The sequence below is a fragment of the Rhodospirillaceae bacterium genome (genome assembly GCA_028819475.1).
In the GTDB taxonomy this organism is placed as follows: Bacteria; Pseudomonadota; Alphaproteobacteria; order Bin65; family Bin65; genus Bin65.
The window spans coordinates 24,583-42,200 of sequence record JAPPLJ010000020.1; the positions used below are offsets into that span (position 1 = coordinate 24,583).

Annotated in this window: 19 protein-coding genes and 2 tRNA genes; all 21 read right to left on the minus strand. The window is 64.7% G+C overall.

The window, feature by feature from the left end; all coding sequences use genetic code 11:
• Positions 1–18 precede the first annotated feature (18 nt).
• Positions 19–528 (minus strand): polymer-forming cytoskeletal protein, encoded by a 510-nt coding sequence (locus OXM58_04595; protein MDE0147629.1) that lies wholly within the window; start codon positions 526–528, stop codon positions 19–21.
• Positions 529–1,069: 541 nt separating this feature from the next.
• Positions 1,070–1,145: transfer RNA gene (locus OXM58_04600), tRNA-Val, on the minus strand.
• Positions 1,146–1,296: 151 nt separating this feature from the next.
• Positions 1,297–1,569: an HU family DNA-binding protein gene (locus OXM58_04605; protein MDE0147630.1), complete on the minus strand. Its 273-nt coding sequence runs from the start codon at positions 1,567–1,569 to the stop codon at positions 1,297–1,299.
• Positions 1,570–1,817: 248 nt separating this feature from the next.
• A complete protein-coding gene (lon, locus tag OXM58_04610) occupies positions 1,818–4,226 on the minus strand; it encodes an endopeptidase La (protein MDE0147631.1) in 2,409 nt (802 codons plus the stop codon).
• A 177-nt stretch (positions 4,227–4,403) separates the two neighbouring features.
• Entirely contained in the window at positions 4,404–5,672 is a 1,269-nt protein-coding gene (clpX, locus tag OXM58_04615; GenBank protein MDE0147632.1) for an ATP-dependent Clp protease ATP-binding subunit ClpX, read from the minus strand.
• A gap of 186 nt (positions 5,673–5,858) precedes the next feature.
• Positions 5,859–6,503: an ATP-dependent Clp endopeptidase proteolytic subunit ClpP gene (gene clpP / locus OXM58_04620; protein MDE0147633.1), complete on the minus strand. Its 645-nt coding sequence runs from the start codon at positions 6,501–6,503 to the stop codon at positions 5,859–5,861.
• A gap of 166 nt (positions 6,504–6,669) precedes the next feature.
• Positions 6,670–8,022, minus strand: coding sequence for a trigger factor (tig, locus tag OXM58_04625; protein MDE0147634.1), 1,353 nt, complete (start codon positions 8,020–8,022; stop codon positions 6,670–6,672).
• Between the two features lie 79 nt (positions 8,023–8,101).
• Positions 8,102–8,186 (minus strand) — tRNA-Leu (locus OXM58_04630).
• A gap of 170 nt (positions 8,187–8,356) precedes the next feature.
• Positions 8,357–10,225 carry an acyl-CoA synthetase gene (locus OXM58_04635; protein MDE0147635.1) on the minus strand — a complete coding sequence of 623 codons (1,869 nt, stop codon included), beginning with the start codon at positions 10,223–10,225 and terminating at the stop codon, positions 8,357–8,359.
• Positions 10,222–10,911 carry a thiaminase II gene (gene tenA, locus OXM58_04640; protein ID MDE0147636.1) on the minus strand — a complete coding sequence of 230 codons (690 nt, stop codon included), beginning with the start codon at positions 10,909–10,911 and terminating at the stop codon, positions 10,222–10,224. Before tenA ends, OXM58_04635 begins: the two co-directional genes overlap by 4 nt.
• A gap of 202 nt (positions 10,912–11,113) precedes the next feature.
• Positions 11,114–11,551 carry a hypothetical protein gene (locus tag OXM58_04645; GenBank protein MDE0147637.1) on the minus strand — a complete coding sequence of 146 codons (438 nt, stop codon included), beginning with the start codon at positions 11,549–11,551 and terminating at the stop codon, positions 11,114–11,116.
• 38 nt (positions 11,552–11,589) lie between these two features.
• On the minus strand, positions 11,590–11,802 hold the full coding sequence (locus OXM58_04650; protein ID MDE0147638.1) for a hypothetical protein: 213 nt from the start codon (positions 11,800–11,802) through the stop codon (positions 11,590–11,592).
• A gap of 105 nt (positions 11,803–11,907) precedes the next feature.
• Positions 11,908–12,237, minus strand: a complete 330-nt coding sequence (locus OXM58_04655; GenBank protein ID MDE0147639.1) for a ferredoxin family 2Fe-2S iron-sulfur cluster binding protein — start codon at positions 12,235–12,237, stop codon at positions 11,908–11,910.
• 84 nt (positions 12,238–12,321) lie between these two features.
• Complete coding sequence (locus OXM58_04660; GenBank protein ID MDE0147640.1) at positions 12,322–12,657, minus strand: iron-sulfur cluster assembly accessory protein; 336 nt, start codon at positions 12,655–12,657, stop codon at positions 12,322–12,324.
• Between the two features lie 29 nt (positions 12,658–12,686).
• Entirely contained in the window at positions 12,687–13,112 is a 426-nt protein-coding gene (locus OXM58_04665) for a hypothetical protein (protein MDE0147641.1), read from the minus strand.
• Positions 13,112–13,279: a hypothetical protein gene (locus tag OXM58_04670; protein ID MDE0147642.1), complete on the minus strand. Its 168-nt coding sequence runs from the start codon at positions 13,277–13,279 to the stop codon at positions 13,112–13,114. The genes OXM58_04665 and OXM58_04670 overlap by 1 nt, the downstream gene beginning before the upstream one ends.
• A gap of 44 nt (positions 13,280–13,323) precedes the next feature.
• A complete protein-coding gene (locus tag OXM58_04675; protein MDE0147643.1) occupies positions 13,324–13,746 on the minus strand; it encodes a DUF59 domain-containing protein in 423 nt (140 codons plus the stop codon).
• Between the two features lie 2 nt (positions 13,747–13,748).
• Positions 13,749–14,171, minus strand: a complete 423-nt coding sequence (locus tag OXM58_04680) for a SufE family protein (GenBank protein MDE0147644.1) — start codon at positions 14,169–14,171, stop codon at positions 13,749–13,751.
• A 5-nt stretch (positions 14,172–14,176) separates the two neighbouring features.
• The gene (locus tag OXM58_04685) at positions 14,177–15,442 is read right to left on the minus strand and encodes a cysteine desulfurase (GenBank protein ID MDE0147645.1); all 1,266 of its coding nucleotides are present in this window, start codon (positions 15,440–15,442) and stop codon (positions 14,177–14,179) included.
• 11 nt (positions 15,443–15,453) lie between these two features.
• Positions 15,454–16,812 carry a Fe-S cluster assembly protein SufD gene (sufD, locus tag OXM58_04690; GenBank protein MDE0147646.1) on the minus strand — a complete coding sequence of 453 codons (1,359 nt, stop codon included), beginning with the start codon at positions 16,810–16,812 and terminating at the stop codon, positions 15,454–15,456.
• A 3-nt stretch (positions 16,813–16,815) separates the two neighbouring features.
• Positions 16,816–17,568: a Fe-S cluster assembly ATPase SufC gene (sufC, locus tag OXM58_04695; GenBank protein MDE0147647.1), complete on the minus strand. Its 753-nt coding sequence runs from the start codon at positions 17,566–17,568 to the stop codon at positions 16,816–16,818.
• Positions 17,569–17,618 lie beyond the last annotated feature (50 nt).

A 17,618-nucleotide genomic window follows, 5' to 3' on the forward strand; every position in this document is an offset into this window, starting at 1 on the left:
GGCGGGACCTTGCCCGATTTACCCTGCGGGCGTTGCCGATGCGCCGGCCGGCTTCGGCGCCGTGACGGGCCGGACATTGGCCGGAGGCGGCGTCTTCGCGGCTTTCTGCTGTGCCTGCTGCGCCGGCTTCTGCGCCTGCGCAAGCTGTGCCGCCGTCTTGGGCACTTCGAGTTCGCTGGCAGGCCGCCGCTGGCATCGGCCCTGGAACTCGGCGCCGCTCTCGATCGACAACACATCATGGAGCACATCGCCCGTGACACGCGCCGTTCGGCCGATGGTCACCGTCTTGGCGCTGATCTGGCCGTCGACGGCGCCCGACACCGTGATTTCCTCGGCAACAATCTTGCCTTCCACCTTGCCCGAAGCGCCGATCGTCAATCCGCGGACGTGAATATCCCCGGTCACCGAACCGTCGACGAGAAGCTCGCCGCCCGACGCCAGGTTACCGGTAACGTGAAGGCCCTCGGTTATGACCGAAGGCTTGACGGTCGGTCGCTGCTGCCGAGGCTCCGGCTTGCTCTCGGCCACCGGATCCGGCGGGGGTACGGGCTCCGGACGGGAGACTGCCGGTGCGGGGCTCGAACCAGCGTTGTCTTTTGACTTGTCTCTCGAAAACATGCTTGCCTGCCATGCTCGAATTCAAAGGAGGACGCGGGGACCGCCCGCGACGTTGGTGCGTGTGTGCGGTCCGGTGTGGGTCGACCGGAGGGCGCGAGACCGGACCGCGTCCCGGAATGCCCTCTCCGAAACTTGCATCCGGCCACCGGAAATGCGCGAATTTCGCCGCTGCATGCCTGCCTGTTCCCGTCGGCCCGATGAAATTTGGTCTGTTCCCGGCAAGATAACTTGAGCAATTGTACAGATCAACAGATTTTCTTTTTATTTCCGAGAGATATCCTTCTTTTTGCAGAGGAATTCACAAGCCGATTTACCAATTCTTTCCGTCTATTAGCGGCGCTGTCTCACCTCTTCTTTACGATTGCGGCAGGAAAGCGCCGAACCCCCGGAATGTCCGGCCTGCGATCCCGACCTGCGGGGATGCGGCCCCGGCCCGCGACCCGCCCCGGTCTGGTGGGCGGTGACGGGATCGAACCGCCGACCTACTGGGTGTAAACCAGTCGCTCTCCCATCTGAGCTAACCGCCCGCAACACCGCCGCTGCGCCGCCGCCAACGTCCGGCCGGAAAATCCAGGCCGCAATTCGCCTCGATCGGTTGTCGGCGGCCGAACCGAAAATGGCCATCCTGATGCGGACGGCCATTTCCTGTATTGCGAAAATTTTTCGGGCAAGAAGGGCCTAGTTCAGCGCATCTTTCAGGCCCTTGCCGGCCTTGAACTTCGGCTGACGGGAGGCAGCGATCTGGATCGTTTCTCCAGTACGCGGATTTCTGCCGGTGGAAGCCGCCCGGTTAGTCACGTGGAAGGAGCCAAAACCGACAAGTTTCACCTCTCCGCCGGACTTCAGGGTATCGGTAATCGAAGCGAGCGTCGCATCGATAGCAGATGCAACGTCGGATTTGCTCAGGCCCGTGCTGGCGGCAACGGCAGCAATAAGGTCGTTTTTGTTCACCTAAGGGTTCCTTCTTGCTCTTGGATAATTGAAGACCATCCGCCGGATGTGCGCCACGCACCGTCTTTCTGCCAAGACGGCTGCCTCCTCCCGCATTTCGAACTCAATCCGCCGGATTGCCCCAAGTGTAAGGCGAACGCGGCAACCCGGTCAATCACCGAAACCGCAGCAAAGCGTGTATCTCGCAGGGAATTTACCATCCCGGCGGATTTCACCATCCACTCGCATTGCCTTGCGCGATGGTGCCGCTAGTGCGTGACCACGCCGACTTCGCCGCTCGTGCTTTCCCCGGGGACGGCCGCGACGCCGTCAGCGGCTTCCGCCCACTCGATCGGCGTCAGCGGCGCGGTCAGCGCGTGTTCCAGAATCTGGTCGACGGCGCTGACCGGGACGATGTTCAGGCCGCGCTTCACATTGTCCGGAATTTCGGCGAGGTCCTTTTCGTTTTCGTCGGGAATCAGCACGGTCTTCAGGCCGCCGCGCAACGCAGCGAGCAGCTTCTCCTTGAGACCGCCGATCGGCAATACCCGCCCGCGAAGCGTGATTTCGCCGGTCATCGCGACATCCTTGCGCACGGGAATGCCGGTCAGGACCGAAACGATGGCGGCGATCATGGCGACGCCGGCCGACGGCCCGTCTTTCGGCGTCGCCCCTTCCGGCACATGCACATGGATGTCGCGCTTCTCGAAAATGGTCGGCTTGATGCCGAAGCTGACCGCCCGGGATTTCACGAAACTCTCGGCCGCATGGACCGATTCCTTCATGACGTCGCCGAGCTTTCCGGTCGCGGACACCTTGCCCTTGCCGGGAAGCGTGACGGCTTCGACCGAAAGCAATTCGCCGCCGACCTCGGTCCAGGCCAGGCCGGTGACGACGCCGACCGCGTCCTTGTCCTCGGCAAGGCCGAAGCGGAATTTACGGACGCCGGCGAACTTTTCGACGTTCCGGTTGGTGATCGTGACCTTTTCGGTCGCGCCGCTGACGATCTGCTTGATCGCCTTGCGCGCCAGATTGGCGATTTCGCGCTCAAGGTTCCGGACGCCGGCCTCCCGCGTGTAGTAGCGGATCAGCGAGCGCAGCGCCGAATCGGAGACCGACCACTCGCTTTCCTTCAGACCGTGCGCTTCGACCTGCTTGGGGATCAGGTGCCGCTTGGCAATCTCGACCTTTTCGTCCTCGGTGTAGCCGGGCAGACGAATGATCTCCATGCGATCCATCAGGGGCTGCGGCATGCGCAGCGTGTTGGCCGTCGTGATGAACAGCACGTCCGAGAGATCGTAGTCGACCTCGAGATAGTGGTCGTTGAAGGTTCCGTTCTGCTCCGGATCCAGGACTTCGAGCAGCGCCGACGAGGGGTCGCCGCGCCAGTCGGCGCCCAGCTTGTCGACCTCGTCGAGCAGGAACAGCGGGTTCGAGCTCTTCGCCTTCTTCATCGACTGGACCACCTTGCCCGGCATCGAGCCGATATAGGTGCGCCGGTGCCCGCGAATTTCCGCCTCGTCGCGCACGCCGCCCAGGGACAGGCGCACGAAGTTGCGGCCGGTCGCGCGGGCGACCGATTTGCCCAGCGAGGTCTTGCCGACGCCGGGCGGGCCGACCAGGCACAGGATCGGCCCCTTGATCTTCTTCATCCGCTGCTGAACGGCGAGATATTCGATGATCCGTTCCTTGACCTTCTCCAGGCCGTAATGGTCCTCGTCGAGGATGCGCTCGGCGCGCCCGATATCGCGCTTGATTTTCGTCCGCTTTTTCCAGGGAATGCCCAGGAGCCAGTCGAGATAGTTGCGCACGACCGTCGATTCGGCGGACATCGGGCTCATCGAGCGGAGTTTCTTCAGCTCGGCATCGGCCTTTTCCCGCGCCTCTTTCGATAGCTTGGTCTTCTTGATCTTCTCCTCGATTTCGGCCAGTTCGTCCTTGCCGTCCTCGCTCTCGCCCAGCTCCTTCTGAATGGCCTTCATCTGCTCGTTCAGGTAATATTCGCGCTGGGTCTTCTCCATCTGGCGCTTGACTCGGCTGCGGATGCGTTTCTCGACCTGCATCACGCCGATTTCGCCCTCCATGTAGGAGTAGATCTTTTCCAGCCGCGCGCCGATCGGGGCGATTTCGAGCAGTTCCTGCTTTTCCGGAATTTTCAGGTTCAGGTGCGAGGCCACCGTATCGGCCAGCTTGCCCGGCTCGTCGATCTGGTTGATCGACACCAGCACCTCGGGTGGAATCTTGCGGTTCAGCTTGAGATACTGCTCGAACTGCGAGACCGCCGTGCGCATGAGCGCTTCGACTTCCTTGTCGTCTTCGCCCTCTTCCTCCATGACCTCGGACCAGGCCTGGAAGAAGGTATCGTTATCGGCGTAGCGCAGGATCTTGGCGCGCTGGCCGCCTTCGACCAGCACCTTCACCGTGCCGTCGGGCAGTTTGAGCAGCTGCAACACCGTGCCGATCGTCCCGACGGTAAAGATGTCGGCGGTCGAAGGATCGTCCTGAGCGGCATTCTTCTGGGCGACGAGCAGGATCTGCTTGTCGTCCCGCATGACGTCTTCGAGCGCCCGGACGGATTTTTCCCGCCCGACGAAGAGCGGCACGATCATATGCGGAAAAACGACAATATCGCGAAGCGGCAGTACAGGCAGCAACACACCGCCCTGAAGTTCGAACATATGTTTCACCCGAAACGTTGACGACCGACTCCGTTCAGGCATCGACCGCAGGAAAGGTCATGGCCGGTAAACCGGCGCCGCCACCGCGGCCGCTGAACGCGCCTTCAAGCCGATAAATCGGTTCGTTCGCCGCCGGATCAAGGGCCTCGCGGTAAAGTGCGACGCCGGGTCGGCGCTTCAGGCGCTGACGCCGCCCATTTCTGCCTTGCGGTCGGCATAGAGCAGCAGGGGCTGCGCCCCGCCCTCGACGACCTCCTGGCTGATCGCGACTTCCTCGATCCCATCGTCGCCCGGCAGGTCGAACATCGAATCGAGCAGGATATTCTCCATGATCGAGCGCAGGCCGCGGGCGCCCGTTTTCCGCGCTATCGCCTTGCGGGCGATCGCCGCCAGGGCATCGTCCGTGAAGCTGAGCTTGGCGCCTTCCATGTCGAACAGGCGCTGGTATTGCTTGACCAGCGCGTTCTTCGGCTCGGTCAGGATCCGGACCAGCGTGTGCTCGTCCAGGTCCTCAAGCGTGGCAATGACCGGCAGGCGGCCGACGAACTCCGGAATCAGCCCGAATTTCAGCAGGTCTTCCGGCTCCAGGTCGCGCAGCACCTCGCCGGTCTTGCGCTCGTCGGGCGCGCGGACGTCGGCGCCGAAGCCGATCGACTTGTTCTGGCCCCGCGACGAAATGATTTTCTCCAGACCGGAGAAGGCGCCACCGCAGATGAAGAGGATGTTGGTGGTATCGACCTGGAGGAATTCCTGCTGCGGATGCTTGCGCCCGCCCTGGGGCGGCACGGAAGCGACCGTTCCCTCCATGATCTTGAGCAGCGCCTGCTGCACGCCCTCGCCGGAAACGTCGCGGGTGATCGACGGGTTGTCCGCCTTGCGGCTGATCTTGTCGACCTCGTCGATATAGACGATGCCGCGCTGCGCCCGCTCGACATTGTAATCGGCGGCCTGGAGCAGCTTCAGGATGATGTTCTCGACATCCTCGCCGACATAGCCCGCTTCGGTCAGCGTCGTGGCGTCCGCCATCGTGAAGGGCACGTCGATGATGCGCGCCAGCGTCTGGGCCAGCAGGGTCTTGCCGCAGCCGGTCGGCCCGACGAGCAGGATATTTGACTTGGCGAGTTCGACGCCGTTGGACTTGGCGCCGTGCGCCAGGCGCTTGTAGTGATTGTGGACCGCGACGGAAAGCACCCGCTTGGCGTGATGCTGGCCGATCACATAATCGTCCAGAACCTCGTTGATCTCGAGCGGCGTCGGCACGCCGTCGCGGCTCTTGACGACATTGGACTTGTTCTCCTCCCGGATGATGTCCATGCAGAGCTCGACGCACTCGTCGCAGATGAACACCGTCGGACCGGCGATCAGCTTGCGCACCTCGTGCTGGCTCTTGCCGCAGAACGAGCAGTAGAGGGTGTTCTTGGAATCGCCGTTGCCGGATTTGCTCATCGGTGGTCGGCCCTATCAGGATCGGCGTCAGGATCGGCTTGCAAATCGAAAATCCGCATCAATCGGTCTGGCGGTCTGGCCCCGTTTCCCGCGACGCCGCGGTCCGAAACGTCGCGATTGGGGCGCATGATAGCGACAGGCCCGGACCGTGACCAGATTGAATCAGGTCTGCGGCGCGCTGCCCGACTATCCGCCGTCCCCGTTGTCGTCATCGCTGTCCTGGGGCCGGCTGGTCACGACCTCGTCGATGATGCCGAAATCCTTCGATTCCTCCGGAGTCAGGAAGCGGTCTCGGTCCATCGCATCCTCGATCGCCGCGAGCTCCTGGCCGGTATGCCGGACGTAAATGTCGTTCAGCCGCGCGCGCACGGCAAGAATTTCCCGGGCGTGAATTTCGATGTCCGTCGCCTGGCCCTGGAACCCGCCGGACGGTTGATGAATCATGATTCGGGCATTCGGCAGCGCATAGCGCTTGCCCGGCGCCCCGGCGGCAAGCAGCAGCGAGCCCATGGAAGCCGCCTGCCCGACGCAGACGGTCGACACCTCCGGCCGGACATATTGCATCGTGTCGTAGACCGACAGGCCGGAAGTCACGATACCGCCCGGAGAATTGATGTAGATCGAAATGTCCTTGGTCGGGTTTTCGGCTTCCAGAAACAGCAGTTGCGCGCAGATCAGCGACGACATCTGGTCCTCGACGGCGCCGGTGATGAAGACGATGCGCTCTTTCAACAGGCGGGAATAGATGTCGTAGGCCCGTTCGCCGCGGTTGGTCTGTTCGACGACCATGGGCACGAGCGTGTTCATGTAGTGATCGGCGGGATCGGGCATACGGCTCTCTCGAAGCTCTCTCGATTGGGGGTTCGGCTTTGGAGACGGCCGGGCGGAGCGGTCCGACGCCAGTACATAGGCTTCCCGTGCAGGCGCTGCCAGTCCGGTGTCCGCCCCGCCGCAGGCCGCCGGGCCCTTGCGGCAGGCGGTTCCGGGGCCTTGTTTTCTACGCGGCCGCCTCTCCTGCCGGCGCGGCGTCCGTTTCCGGCATGGCAATGACCTCTTCCAGCGTCGAGTCCTTCTCGCTGACCTGGGCGAGCTCGACGATATAGTCGATCACCTTGTCCTCGTAGATCGGCGCCTTGAGGCCGTCGCGCATCTCGGCGTTCTTCTGGTAGGCCTCCATCACCTCGCGCTGGCGTCCTGGATAATTCTGCGCCTCGCGCAGGATGGCCCGGTTCAGTTCTTCGTTGGACACCTCGATGTCCTGCCCGGCGCCGATCGCGCTGAGCACGATGCCGAGACGGACCCGGCGGGCCGCAATATCGCGATATTCGGCCTTCAGCGCGTCTTCGGACTTGTCCTTTTCGTCCTCGTCGAGCCCGTCCTGCGCCTTGCGTTCTTCATAGTGCGTCCAGATCGCCTCGAATTCGACCTCGACCATGCCCGGCGGCAGTTCGAATTCGTGGCCGTCGGCCAGAATATCGAGCAGGTCGCGTTTCAGGCGGGTCCGGCTCACGCCGTTATATTCGCGCTCGATGTCGGCCTTTACGGCTTCCCGCAGCGCGTTCAGATCTTCGGCGCCCAGGGATTTGGCGAATTCGTCGTCGATCTCCGGCAATTTCGATGTCCGCAGTTCTTTCACCGTCACGTCGAAGACCGCATCCTTCCCTGCCAGGGTTTCGGCCGGGTATTCTTCCGGGAACGCGATCTTCACGTCCTTCCGGTCGCCGGCCTTCGCGCCGATCAACTGGTCCTCGAAACCGGGGACGAAGGTGTTGGCGCCGAGACTCAGGTGATAGTCCTCGGCCGTGCCACCGTCGAACGCCTCGCCGTCCACGGTGCCGCGGAAGTCGATGACAGCGATATCGCCGGCCGCGGCCTCGTGGCCGTCGGGCGCCGGTTCGGATTCCTTCCGGTTCTCGGCGAAGGAGGCGACCGCCCGGTCGACGACGTCCTCCGCCACCGGGATCCGGAGCCGTTCCAGTTCGATGGTCGCCAGGTCCATGACGGTGAAGTCCGGCAGGACTTCCAGCGACATGGTGTATTCGAGATCGCCGCCGTCCTTGTAGTCGCCGATCTCGATTTGCGGCTGCATCGCCGGTTTGAGTTCCTTGTCCTCCAGCGTCTTCGCAACGCTCTCCTGGAGCGTTTCCTCCAGCACCTCTCCCAGCACCGACTTGCCCAGCCGCATTTTCAGGACCGGCAGCGGCGCCTTGCCCCGGCGGAACCCCGGAAGCTGGATATCCCGGCCGACCTCGGTCAGCTTGCTGGTGACCTTGCCGTCGATGTCTTTCGCCGGGATGGATACCCTGTATTCGCGTTTCAGGCCTTCGGCCGTCGTTTCCGTCACCTGCATGGTTCGGCAAATCCAATCTTGAGGCTCGGGCGGCGCGGGCGCCCGTTCGGTTCGTTTCCGTTCGATCCGGTCGGCCGGATGGTGCGGGCGGAGGGACTCGAACCCCCACGACTTTCGTCACTGGCACCTAAAGCCAGCGCGTCTACCAATTCCGCCACGCCCGCGCGGCCCCGATATCCCGAACGGGAAAATCCCGAACGGGGAACTCCCGAAAGGGACGGGGCGCGCCGCCGCCGCGCGGGCAGCGTATAAGGCCGCCCCGGCCATCGTTCAAGCGTTGCCCGGCAATCAAGACGTTGCGCCGCAATCGCCCGGGAACCGGGCAGGCGGCCCGTCAGACGGAGACCTCCACCCTGTAGTCCACCGGAAAGCCACGCAGGAGCGACCTGACCCGTTCTTCCGCTGCGCCGTCCGCGCCGCCCAGCGCAATATGCGCCGAAAGGCCCGCCGCCGATTGTTGCCCGGTCACCGCCACGGTAACGCCGTCGTCCCGCAAGGGCGCCAGCGCTTCGCCGAAAACCCTTTCGATCGACTGCAGCCGCAGGGCAGGCTTGAACACCTTGCCGAGCGCAGTCTGCGGCAGGCCGGGCAGGATATGCACCCGTTTCGGCACGGCCGGCCGTTCGGCGATCAACGGCGTCACGAAGGCGAGGATTTCCTCTTCGGTCGCCGGCATATCCGGCTTGAGCGCGACATAGACCACAGGCAGTTCGCCGGCGTAGGCATCCGGCTGCCCGACCGCCGCACTCATCTCGACGGCGGGATGCCGGTTCACGATCTCCTCGACCATGGCGGGGTCGATATTGTGGGCGCCGCGGATGATGACATCCTTGGACCGGCCGGTGACGTAAACGTAGCCGTTCTCGTCGAGATGGCCGAGATCGCCGCTGATCAGCCAGCCGTCTTCGGTGAACGTGCCGGCGTTGCGCTTGCGATCGGTGTAGCCGGGGCTGACGTTGGGGCCATGCACCGCAATCACGCCCGTTTCTCCGACCGGCATCGGCCTCGAGACGTCGGCGCCGTCCGGGCCGAGCGCCGCGGCAATGACTTCGGTGTGGGGCAAGGGAAGGCCGCAGGATCCCCGCACCCGCGCCGGCGCAAGATAGGGCTCTATGGTAACGATGCCCGCGCTCTCGGTCATGCCGAACGCGTTGCGCACCGGAATGCCGTAAGTTTCCTCGAAGACGTCGGCCATTTCCGTCGGCAGCGGCGACCCGCCGATCACCATGCGGCGCACGCACGAAATGTCGGCCTCCGGGTAGGGCTGGCTGAGCAGCGCCGCCAGCAGCGTCGGGACTGCGGACAGGAAACTCACGCGATGCTCCGCGACATGTTCCCAGTAGCGGGCGATGACGTCGGGATGGCGGACGCCCAGGCGGGTCGGCAGCAGCAGGCCGGCGCCGCCGGCCAGGAGCGAGAGGCCGAATACCATCGATCCGGCGACATGGAACAGCGGAAAGCCGTTGATCGCCATATCGTCCGGCCGGATATGGAACATCCGGCTGGCTGACCACGCGACATGCACCTGGTTGCCGTGACTGTGCAGTGCCAGTTTCGGTGCGCCGGTCGTGCCGCCGGTATGGAAGCAGGACGCGATATCTTCCCGCCGGATCGCGCGGCCCGAAGTCAGGCGGTCGGCGGGATAGCCGGCGATCGCCGAGGCAAAATCGTCCGCCCCGTCCTGCGCGCCGCCGATCGACAGAACGGCGTTGAGACCCCACGCCCGGTCGTGGACGTCCAGGGCCTTGCGCCAGATATCGAGCGCCGGATCCGGCCCCAGCGCCACCAGCACCTTGGCGCCGGCCGCTTCGACCAGTTCCGCGATATGGTCGGTATTGAGCAGATTGTTGACGAGGCAGGCCCGGCCCGCCGCCGATCCGCCCCACAGGGCGAAATGCGCCTCCGGGATGTTCGGCGCCAGCATGGCGACTGCGTCGTCCGGGCCGACGCCGAGATCGGTGAACAGGTTCGCCGCCTGGGTCACCCGGGCGAACAGGTCGGCATGGGAGATGTCGACCGCCGGGCCGCCCGGCGCGCCGGTTTCGAGGAAGCGAAAGGCCGGCCGGTCGCCGAACAGGTCGCGCCCTCGGGCCAGCAGTTCCCAGGTGGAGGCGACGGGCAGGAAGCCGTCCGCGGTCGCCGCTTCCAGTGCCCTGATATCCGCCTGGTTCCGGATCTTGCGGTTTGCGGCAGGCTCGGTCATGCGGCATCCAATCCCATCTGCCAGAAACCGGCCTCCAACCGTGTCGCTTCGTCGAAAATCCTTTGTACGCCGGCCAGGCGGGCGTCGCTGCCGCGGCGGGCCCAGAGATCGTCCAGGGCAGCGGCGGCGCCGCGCGCGATCGCCTGATATTCATCGCCCGAATACATCTCGATCCAGGCGCGGTAGGGGTTGTTCGCCACCGTTTCGAGAGTGCCGAGTGTCCGGCCGATCTCGCCATAGCCGACGACGCAGGGCGCGAGCGCGACATGCAGGTCCAGCAGATCGCCGCGCAGGCCGGTTTCGATCACATAGCGGGTATAGGCGAGGCATCCCGGCGCTTCCGGCGCGGCTTCCATATCGGCTTCTGTCAGGCCCCAGGAGGCGCAGAACTCGACGTGCAGGCGCATTTCGGTATCGGATATGCCGGCCAACACCTCCGCAGCCGAGCGGATGTCCGCCAGGGTCTCCGCCTTGTAGGCGGCGAGCGCCCAGGCGCGCGAGAAGTGGATGAGGAACAGATAATCCTGGATCAGGTAATGCCGGAACGCCGCTTCCGGCAGGCTGCCGGCGCCCAGCTGCCGAACGAACTCGTGCCCGACATAGGCGTCCCACTGCGCCCCGGCGCCGACCCGCAGCCGGTTGAACAGCGCGCCTTCGTAAACGGGTTCCTTCGAAGCCTCGACCATATTCTTGCGGACGCCCCCAGGGCAGGTACGCGACAAGCCCTTCCAGCGTCTTTCCTGTACTTTCCTGTGCAGTCTAAGAGGCCGTTATAGCGTCAAACAGGACCGCCGAAACGACGCTTTGTCACCCGGCAAGCGATCGAGCGACCGCAGCATCGAACAGTTGCAACCGCAGCGGCCCGACCGTCTCACCGCCGAAGGCGGCTCAGGCAGCCTCGTCGACCGTGACCGTTACGCGCTTTCCCAGCCGGCGCAATGCGCGGTCCATTGTTGCGGCCTTGGTGCTGTGTTCCGGATTCAACATGCGCCGCACCTCGCTTTCAGCGACATCGAGGTCGCGGGCCAACCGGCGTTGCGATATCCCGGCCTCACGCCAGGCCTCGTAAAGGGCCGCCTTCAGGGCGATCTGCACCGGCGGGACGACCAGGGGCTGCCCCCTGCCGGCGCGCGACGGCCGGGGCAGGCCTCCGCCCTCCCGGATTGTCGTCGCAATAAGCTCGCGCAGCAGGTCTTTGGCTTCATCCAGCGCCTCGTCCGGGCTGGCGCCGTCGGTGGCGCCCCACCCGAAATCCGGAAACGCGACGACATACCGTCCGTCCTCATCGCGTTCGATCTCGGCAGGATAGTTATAGGCATCCGGCATGTTGCGGCCCTCCGCGGATTTTACCGTCGTTCACATACCTAGAAATCGTCCCTGTCGATCCCGAGGTCGGCGAGCATCTTGGCGATCAACCCCTTGCCGATTTCCTTCTTGCGGTCCTTGACGGTGGTCTTGCGGTCGCCGGCATAGAGCGTTCCGTGCGAACCGGCGCCTTCGGACGCCACGAAGCGCACCTCCAGATTCCGGCTTCTCGCCCACTTGCGGACCCGCGCAATGAACTGTCGTCCGTTCACGCCGCAATTGTGTGGACCGGCAGCGGGCCGGTCAAGAAAAATGCGCACAAAATTGCGCGCAATTTTTTCTCGATGCTCGCCTGATTTCCGTCCCGACCGGCCATGTCAAAGCAGCATGTTACGGACGTCCTTCGGCAGGCGCACGACCAGTCCGTCCAAGGCTTCGGTCAACGTGATCTGGCAGCCGAGGCGGGACGTCTTCTGGATATCGTAGGCCAGGTCCAGCATATCCTCCTCATCCTCGGAGGGATCGGGCAGCCGGTCGAACCAGGCCGGGTCGACGATGACGTGGCAGGTCGCGCAGGCCATCGAGCCTTCGCACGCGCCTTCGACGTCGAGTCCGTTGTCCCAGGCGATTTCCAGCAGGGTCTGGCCGGCCCTGGCCTCGATTTCCCGCGGATTGCCGTTGCGCTCGACGAAGGTGACTTTCGGCATGGCGATTCCGGCAGGTTTGCGACGCGTTGGGCGTCAGCAATCGAAAGCTGTCAGGAAATGTAATGATTTGTCGGGAATCGAAGTCTAGACGGTGAAGGATTCGCCGCAGCCGCACCGGCCCTTTTCGTTGGGATTAACGAAATCGAACCGGGCGTTGAACCGGTCTTCCACCCAGTCCATCTCGCTGCCGAACAGGAACATGGTCGCCGAGGGCTCGATGAAGATCCGCACGCCCTTGTCCTCGACCACATCCTCGAATTTCTTTTGCTCCCGAGCGTATTCGACATAGTAGCTCATGCCGGAGCAGCCGGTGGACTTCACGCCGACGCGCAGGCCGAGCACCTCGTCTTCCGCCTTGCCGATCAGGGCCTTTGCCCGGTCGGCGGCGCGGTCGGTCAGCGTGATCACCTGGGGCATCATGGGCTTCGTCTCGCCATCCGAAATGCGGCCTATCCGGCGACGCGGCCGAATATCGCCGCCAGATCGGAACCTAGCCAGCGTACGACAAAAAACAAGACAAGAAGGAGGATACTGTAAGCGAGAGCCGCGGCGAAGCTTTGCCCGAACCCGCGCCACCAGGTGTCGCGGTGCCGCGAGAAAGTCGAATTGAGGTCGCCGAGCAACGCCTGTTTCTGCAAATCCCTGATCGTCTCGGTTGCAATCTGCCGATAACGGCGAACGTCTTCCGGCGAAAATTCATCGCCGATTCTGTGCTGTTGGACTATCGACAAAGGCTTCCCGTCATTCTGCCTCTCCCGATCTACAATCCGGTCCCATTTGTGATAGTGGAACAATCCTAAAGTAAGAAGTATTTCTGTGGCGGGCTCGCCTTCCTTTTCAATCAGACCGGCGAATATTTCCCGCTCCTTTGGCATTACGAGGTTTTCTTATCGGAATTCCATGGATATTTCCCAAGAGTGGTCGCATGCAGATGATCCGACAACGTCTTGCTCTTGGTACTCATAAATTTTGGTGTCTCGGACTCTCCCTCTTCCGCTTTCGGCGTTGCAGGTTTCTCTTTTCCGGTCTCGATGACAGTCATCGCATTCTCCCAAAGCCTCATACTCTCAATATATATCACTTTTCCTAGAACATATCAAGAATAAACCTTGCATCGTCGCTCATTTGGTCCGGCGTCCAGGGCGGCGACCAGGTCAACGTCACCGTGACCCGCCCGACCCCGTCGACGGCGGCCACCGCCTCGGCGACCTCCCGGGGCATCTCGCCGGCGACCGGACAGTGCGGCGCGGTCAGCGTCATGGTGATCTCGACATCGCCGTTCAGCCGGCGGTCGGCTTCGTAGATCAGGCCCAAATCGTAGATGTTGACCGGGATTTCCGGGTCGTGGACGGATTTCAGCGCCTCGATCACCGCGTCGCGGTCCGCCCGCCCCTGCGGGTTTTCGAGCGGTGCGCCGGCCGCCGCCGTCAGGCCTTCCTCCGCCGGCGCCGCCATGAAGTCGGCAAGGCTTCCGCCTGATGAGGCCCCGCCGCCGGGTTCGCCGGCCATCGTCACGCCGCCTGGAAGCCGGGCCGCGCGCCGGCCAGCTTCTGGAGGTGTTTCAGCATCGCCATCATGCCGACCTGGCGCTGGGTGGTCAGCGCGCCGAGATTGAGCCGGCGGACATGATCGAGCGTGATCTGCGCCAGCTCCGCCGTCGTCAGGCCGCTGAAGCTGTCGGTCATCATGGTGACCAGCCCCTTGACGATAGCGGCGTCGGAATGGCCGCGGAAATAGTGCCGGTCCTCCGAAGTATCGTGGACGATCCAGACCCGCGACATGCAGCCGTGCATGAGGTGGGCGTCGTCCATCGCCTCTTCCGGAAAGGGCTCGCCCCGCTTCTTCTTCGCGATGTCGAGCAGGTATTCGAAGCGCATCTCGTCGTCGAGCGCTTCGAGCGTCTCGGCATAGTCCTCGTAGGCCGTCAGGTCCATCGCGCCTAGGCCAGCAGCTTCTGCGCATGGCGGATGCCCGCGGCCAGCGCGTCGATTTCTTCGGTCGTGTTGTAGAGCGCCATCGAGGCCCGGACGGTCGATTCGATGCCCATGCGCGCCATCAGGGGCTGGGCGCAGTGATGGCCGACGCGCACGGCGATGCCCTGCCGGTCGAGGATCGCGCCGACATCCATGGAATGCAGGCCGTCGACGACGAAGGACACGATAGCCGCCTTGTCCGGCGCCTCGCCGATCGGACGCACGCCGGGCACCGCGCGCAGGGTCGCCATCGCATGGTCGCAAAGGAGATGCTCGTGGGCGCCGATGGCCTCCATGCCGAGCGCCTGCACATAGTCGATCGCCGCACCCAGACCGATCGCCTGCACGAAAGGCGGCGTGCCCGCCTCGAAGCGCAGCGGCGGATCGGCATAGACCGTCTTCTCGAACGACACGGACTCGATCATGTCGCCGCCGCCCTGCCACGGGGGCGTCTCGGCCAATCGCTCCGCCGTGCCGTAGAGCACGCCGATGCCGGTCGGCCCGTAGAGCTTGTGGCCGGTGAAGGCGTAGAAATCGCAGCCGATCGCCTGCACGTCGACCGGCTGATGGACGACCCCCTGGGCGCCGTCGATCAGCACACAGGCGCCGGCCGCCTGCGCCAGCCGCGTCACCTCGGCGACCGGCACGACCGTGCCGAGCACGTTCGACACATGGGTCACGGAGACCAGCTTCGTGCGGTCGGTCAGCAGGGCGGCGAACTTTTCTACCTCGAAGCGGCCGTCGTCCTCGACCGGGGCGACCTTGAGCACGATCCCCTTGCGGTCGCGCAGCAGCTGCCAGGGCACGATGTTGGCGTGGTGCTCCATCTGGGTGATGACGATCTCGTCGCCCGCCGAAAGATGGGCGTCGGCCCAGGAACAGGCCACAAGGTTGATCGCCTCGGTCACATTCCTGGTGAAGACGATAGTCTCCGGCGCCGGCGCATTCAGCAGGCCGGCAGCCTTCTCGCGCACGCCCTCATAGGCCTCGGTCGCCGCGCCGCTCAGATAATGGGCGCCGCGATGGACGTTGGCGTATTCGCGGGCATAGCTGTTTTGCACCGCATCGAGGACGGACTGCGGCTTCTGCGCGCTCGCGCCGTTGTCCAGGAAGCGCAGCGGCTTGTTGTAGATTGTGCGCGACAGGATCGGGAAATCCCCGCGCACGGCCGCCGGATCGTAGGTGTTGCGACCGTGGGCCGGCATATCGCGAAGGGCGGGGGCTGCGGTCATGGCGCCCATAGTCATGGTCGGGGCCGCTCCGCCATCCAGCGCGCCACGTTGCGCTCCAGCGGCAGCCGCATGCCGGCCAGCGCCACCGCGTCGATCGCCTCGTTCAGGAAGGCCTCGACCAGCAGCTGCCGGGCCTGCCCCTCGGGCACGCCGCGCGAGCGCAGGTAGAACAGCGCCTCGCCGTCCAGGTCCCCGGCCGTCGCGCCGTGGCTGCACTGCACGTCGTCGGCATGGATGAACAGTTCCGGCTTGGTGTTGACTTCCGCGGTCTCGGACAGCAGCAGCGCCCGGCTCATCTGGTGGCCCTCGACCTTCTGGGCGTCCGGCCGGACCGTCACCTTGCCCTGGAACACGGCGCGCGCCCGGCCGTCCAGCACGCCCTTGTAGAGCTGGTCGCTGTGGGTCTCCGGCGCGGCATGATCGACCGACGTCGTGTGGTCGCAATGCTGCCGTCCGCTGGCCAGGTAGGCGCCATTGAGCCGGCAATGGGCGCCCGGCGCATCCAGCGAGACCCGCAATTCGTTGCGCGAAATCCGGCCGCCGAGGGTGAAGCAGAAACTGTCGAACATGGCGCCGCTGTCCAGCGCGGCATCGAGCAGGGCGATATGGATCGCCTCCCGGGATTCGTCCTGAACCTTGCAATGGCGCACGATGGCTTCCGCGCCCGCCGCGACATCGGTCACCAGATTGGCGAAATAGCCGCCGATGCACAGGCCGACATGATGCTCGACCACCGTGACCCGGCTGCCCGCCCCGGCCACGATGAGATTGCGCGGCTGGTAGGCCGGCGGCAGGGCGCCGCCGGTGCCGACGGACAGGATCTCGATCGGCATGTCGACGGTGACGCCGTCGGGCACGATCAGAACGTAGCCGTCCTCCAGCCAGCTGTCGTTGAGCGCCTTGAGCGCACCGCCGTCCGCCGCGACCCGCTGCTTCAGCAGATCCGCAACGCCCGGATGGCCCGACGCCAGCGCGTCGGCGAGCGAGGTCAGCAGCGTGCCTTCGGGCAGGGCCGGCACCGTCGACAGCGCCGGCCGGACCTGCCCGTTGACCAGGACCAGCCGGCATTCCGCCTCCCGGCCGAAGACGAGCGCCGGCAGGCTCTCTTTCGCCACGTCGGCCGGCGCCGGCGCCCAGTCCAACTCAAGTCCGGTCAAATGGGCAAGATTGGTATAGCGCCAGTCCTCGACCCGCCGGTCCGGCAGGCCGCGCCCGGCGAAACGGCCGGCCGCGTCAGCCCGCGCCGCGCCCAGCCAGTCCGGCGAGGCATCGGGACCGCCTGCCGGTCCGTTGCGCCAACCGGTCAGCCAGTCGGCGCCGGAAGCGGCGGGCCCACCGGCCGTTTCGTCGATCGGAGCGAGGCGCGCCATCGCCTAGGCCGCCGCCTTGTCCGCGAAGGCGGCGTAGCCTTCGCTTTCGAGCCGGAGCGCGAGTTCCTTGCCGCCGGACCGGGCGATCCGCCCGCCGGCCAGGACATGAACCCGGTCCGGGACGATATAGTCGAGCAGCCGCTGATAGTGGGTGATGACCAGCATGGAACGCCCGGGCCCGCGCAGGGCGTTGACGCCGTCGGCGACGATCTTAAGCGCATCGATATCCAGGCCGCTGTCGGTCTCGTCGAGCACGGCGAAGTCCGGCTCCAGCACCGCCATCTGGAGGATTTCGTTGCGCTTCTTCTCGCCGCCGGAAAAGCCGACATTGACGGCGCGTTTCAGCATGTCGTCGCTCATGCCCAGCGCCTTGGCCTTCTGCCGGACGAGCTTGAGGAATTGCATGGCGTCGAGCTCTTCCTCCCCGCGCTGCACCCTGAGCCCGTTCACGGCGTGCTTCAGGAAGGTCATGTTGGTGACGCCGGGAATCTCGACCGGATACTGGAAGGCGAGGAACAGACCGGCCGCGGCGCGTTCTTCGGGTTCGAGCGCCAGCAGGTCCTGGTCCCTGAACCGGACGCTGCCTTCGGTGACCTCGTAGCCGTCGCGGCCGGAAAGCACATAGCTGAGCGTGCTCTTGCCGGAACCGTTCGGCCCCATGACCGCATGGACCTCGCCCGGCCCGACCGCCAGGTCGAGGCCGTTCAGGATCCCCCTGCCGTCAACGGCGGCGTGCAAATTCACGACTTCGAGCATGTTTCCCGAACCTGTTTGCCTGTTTCCCGGCGGGCGTCCCCAACGCCCCG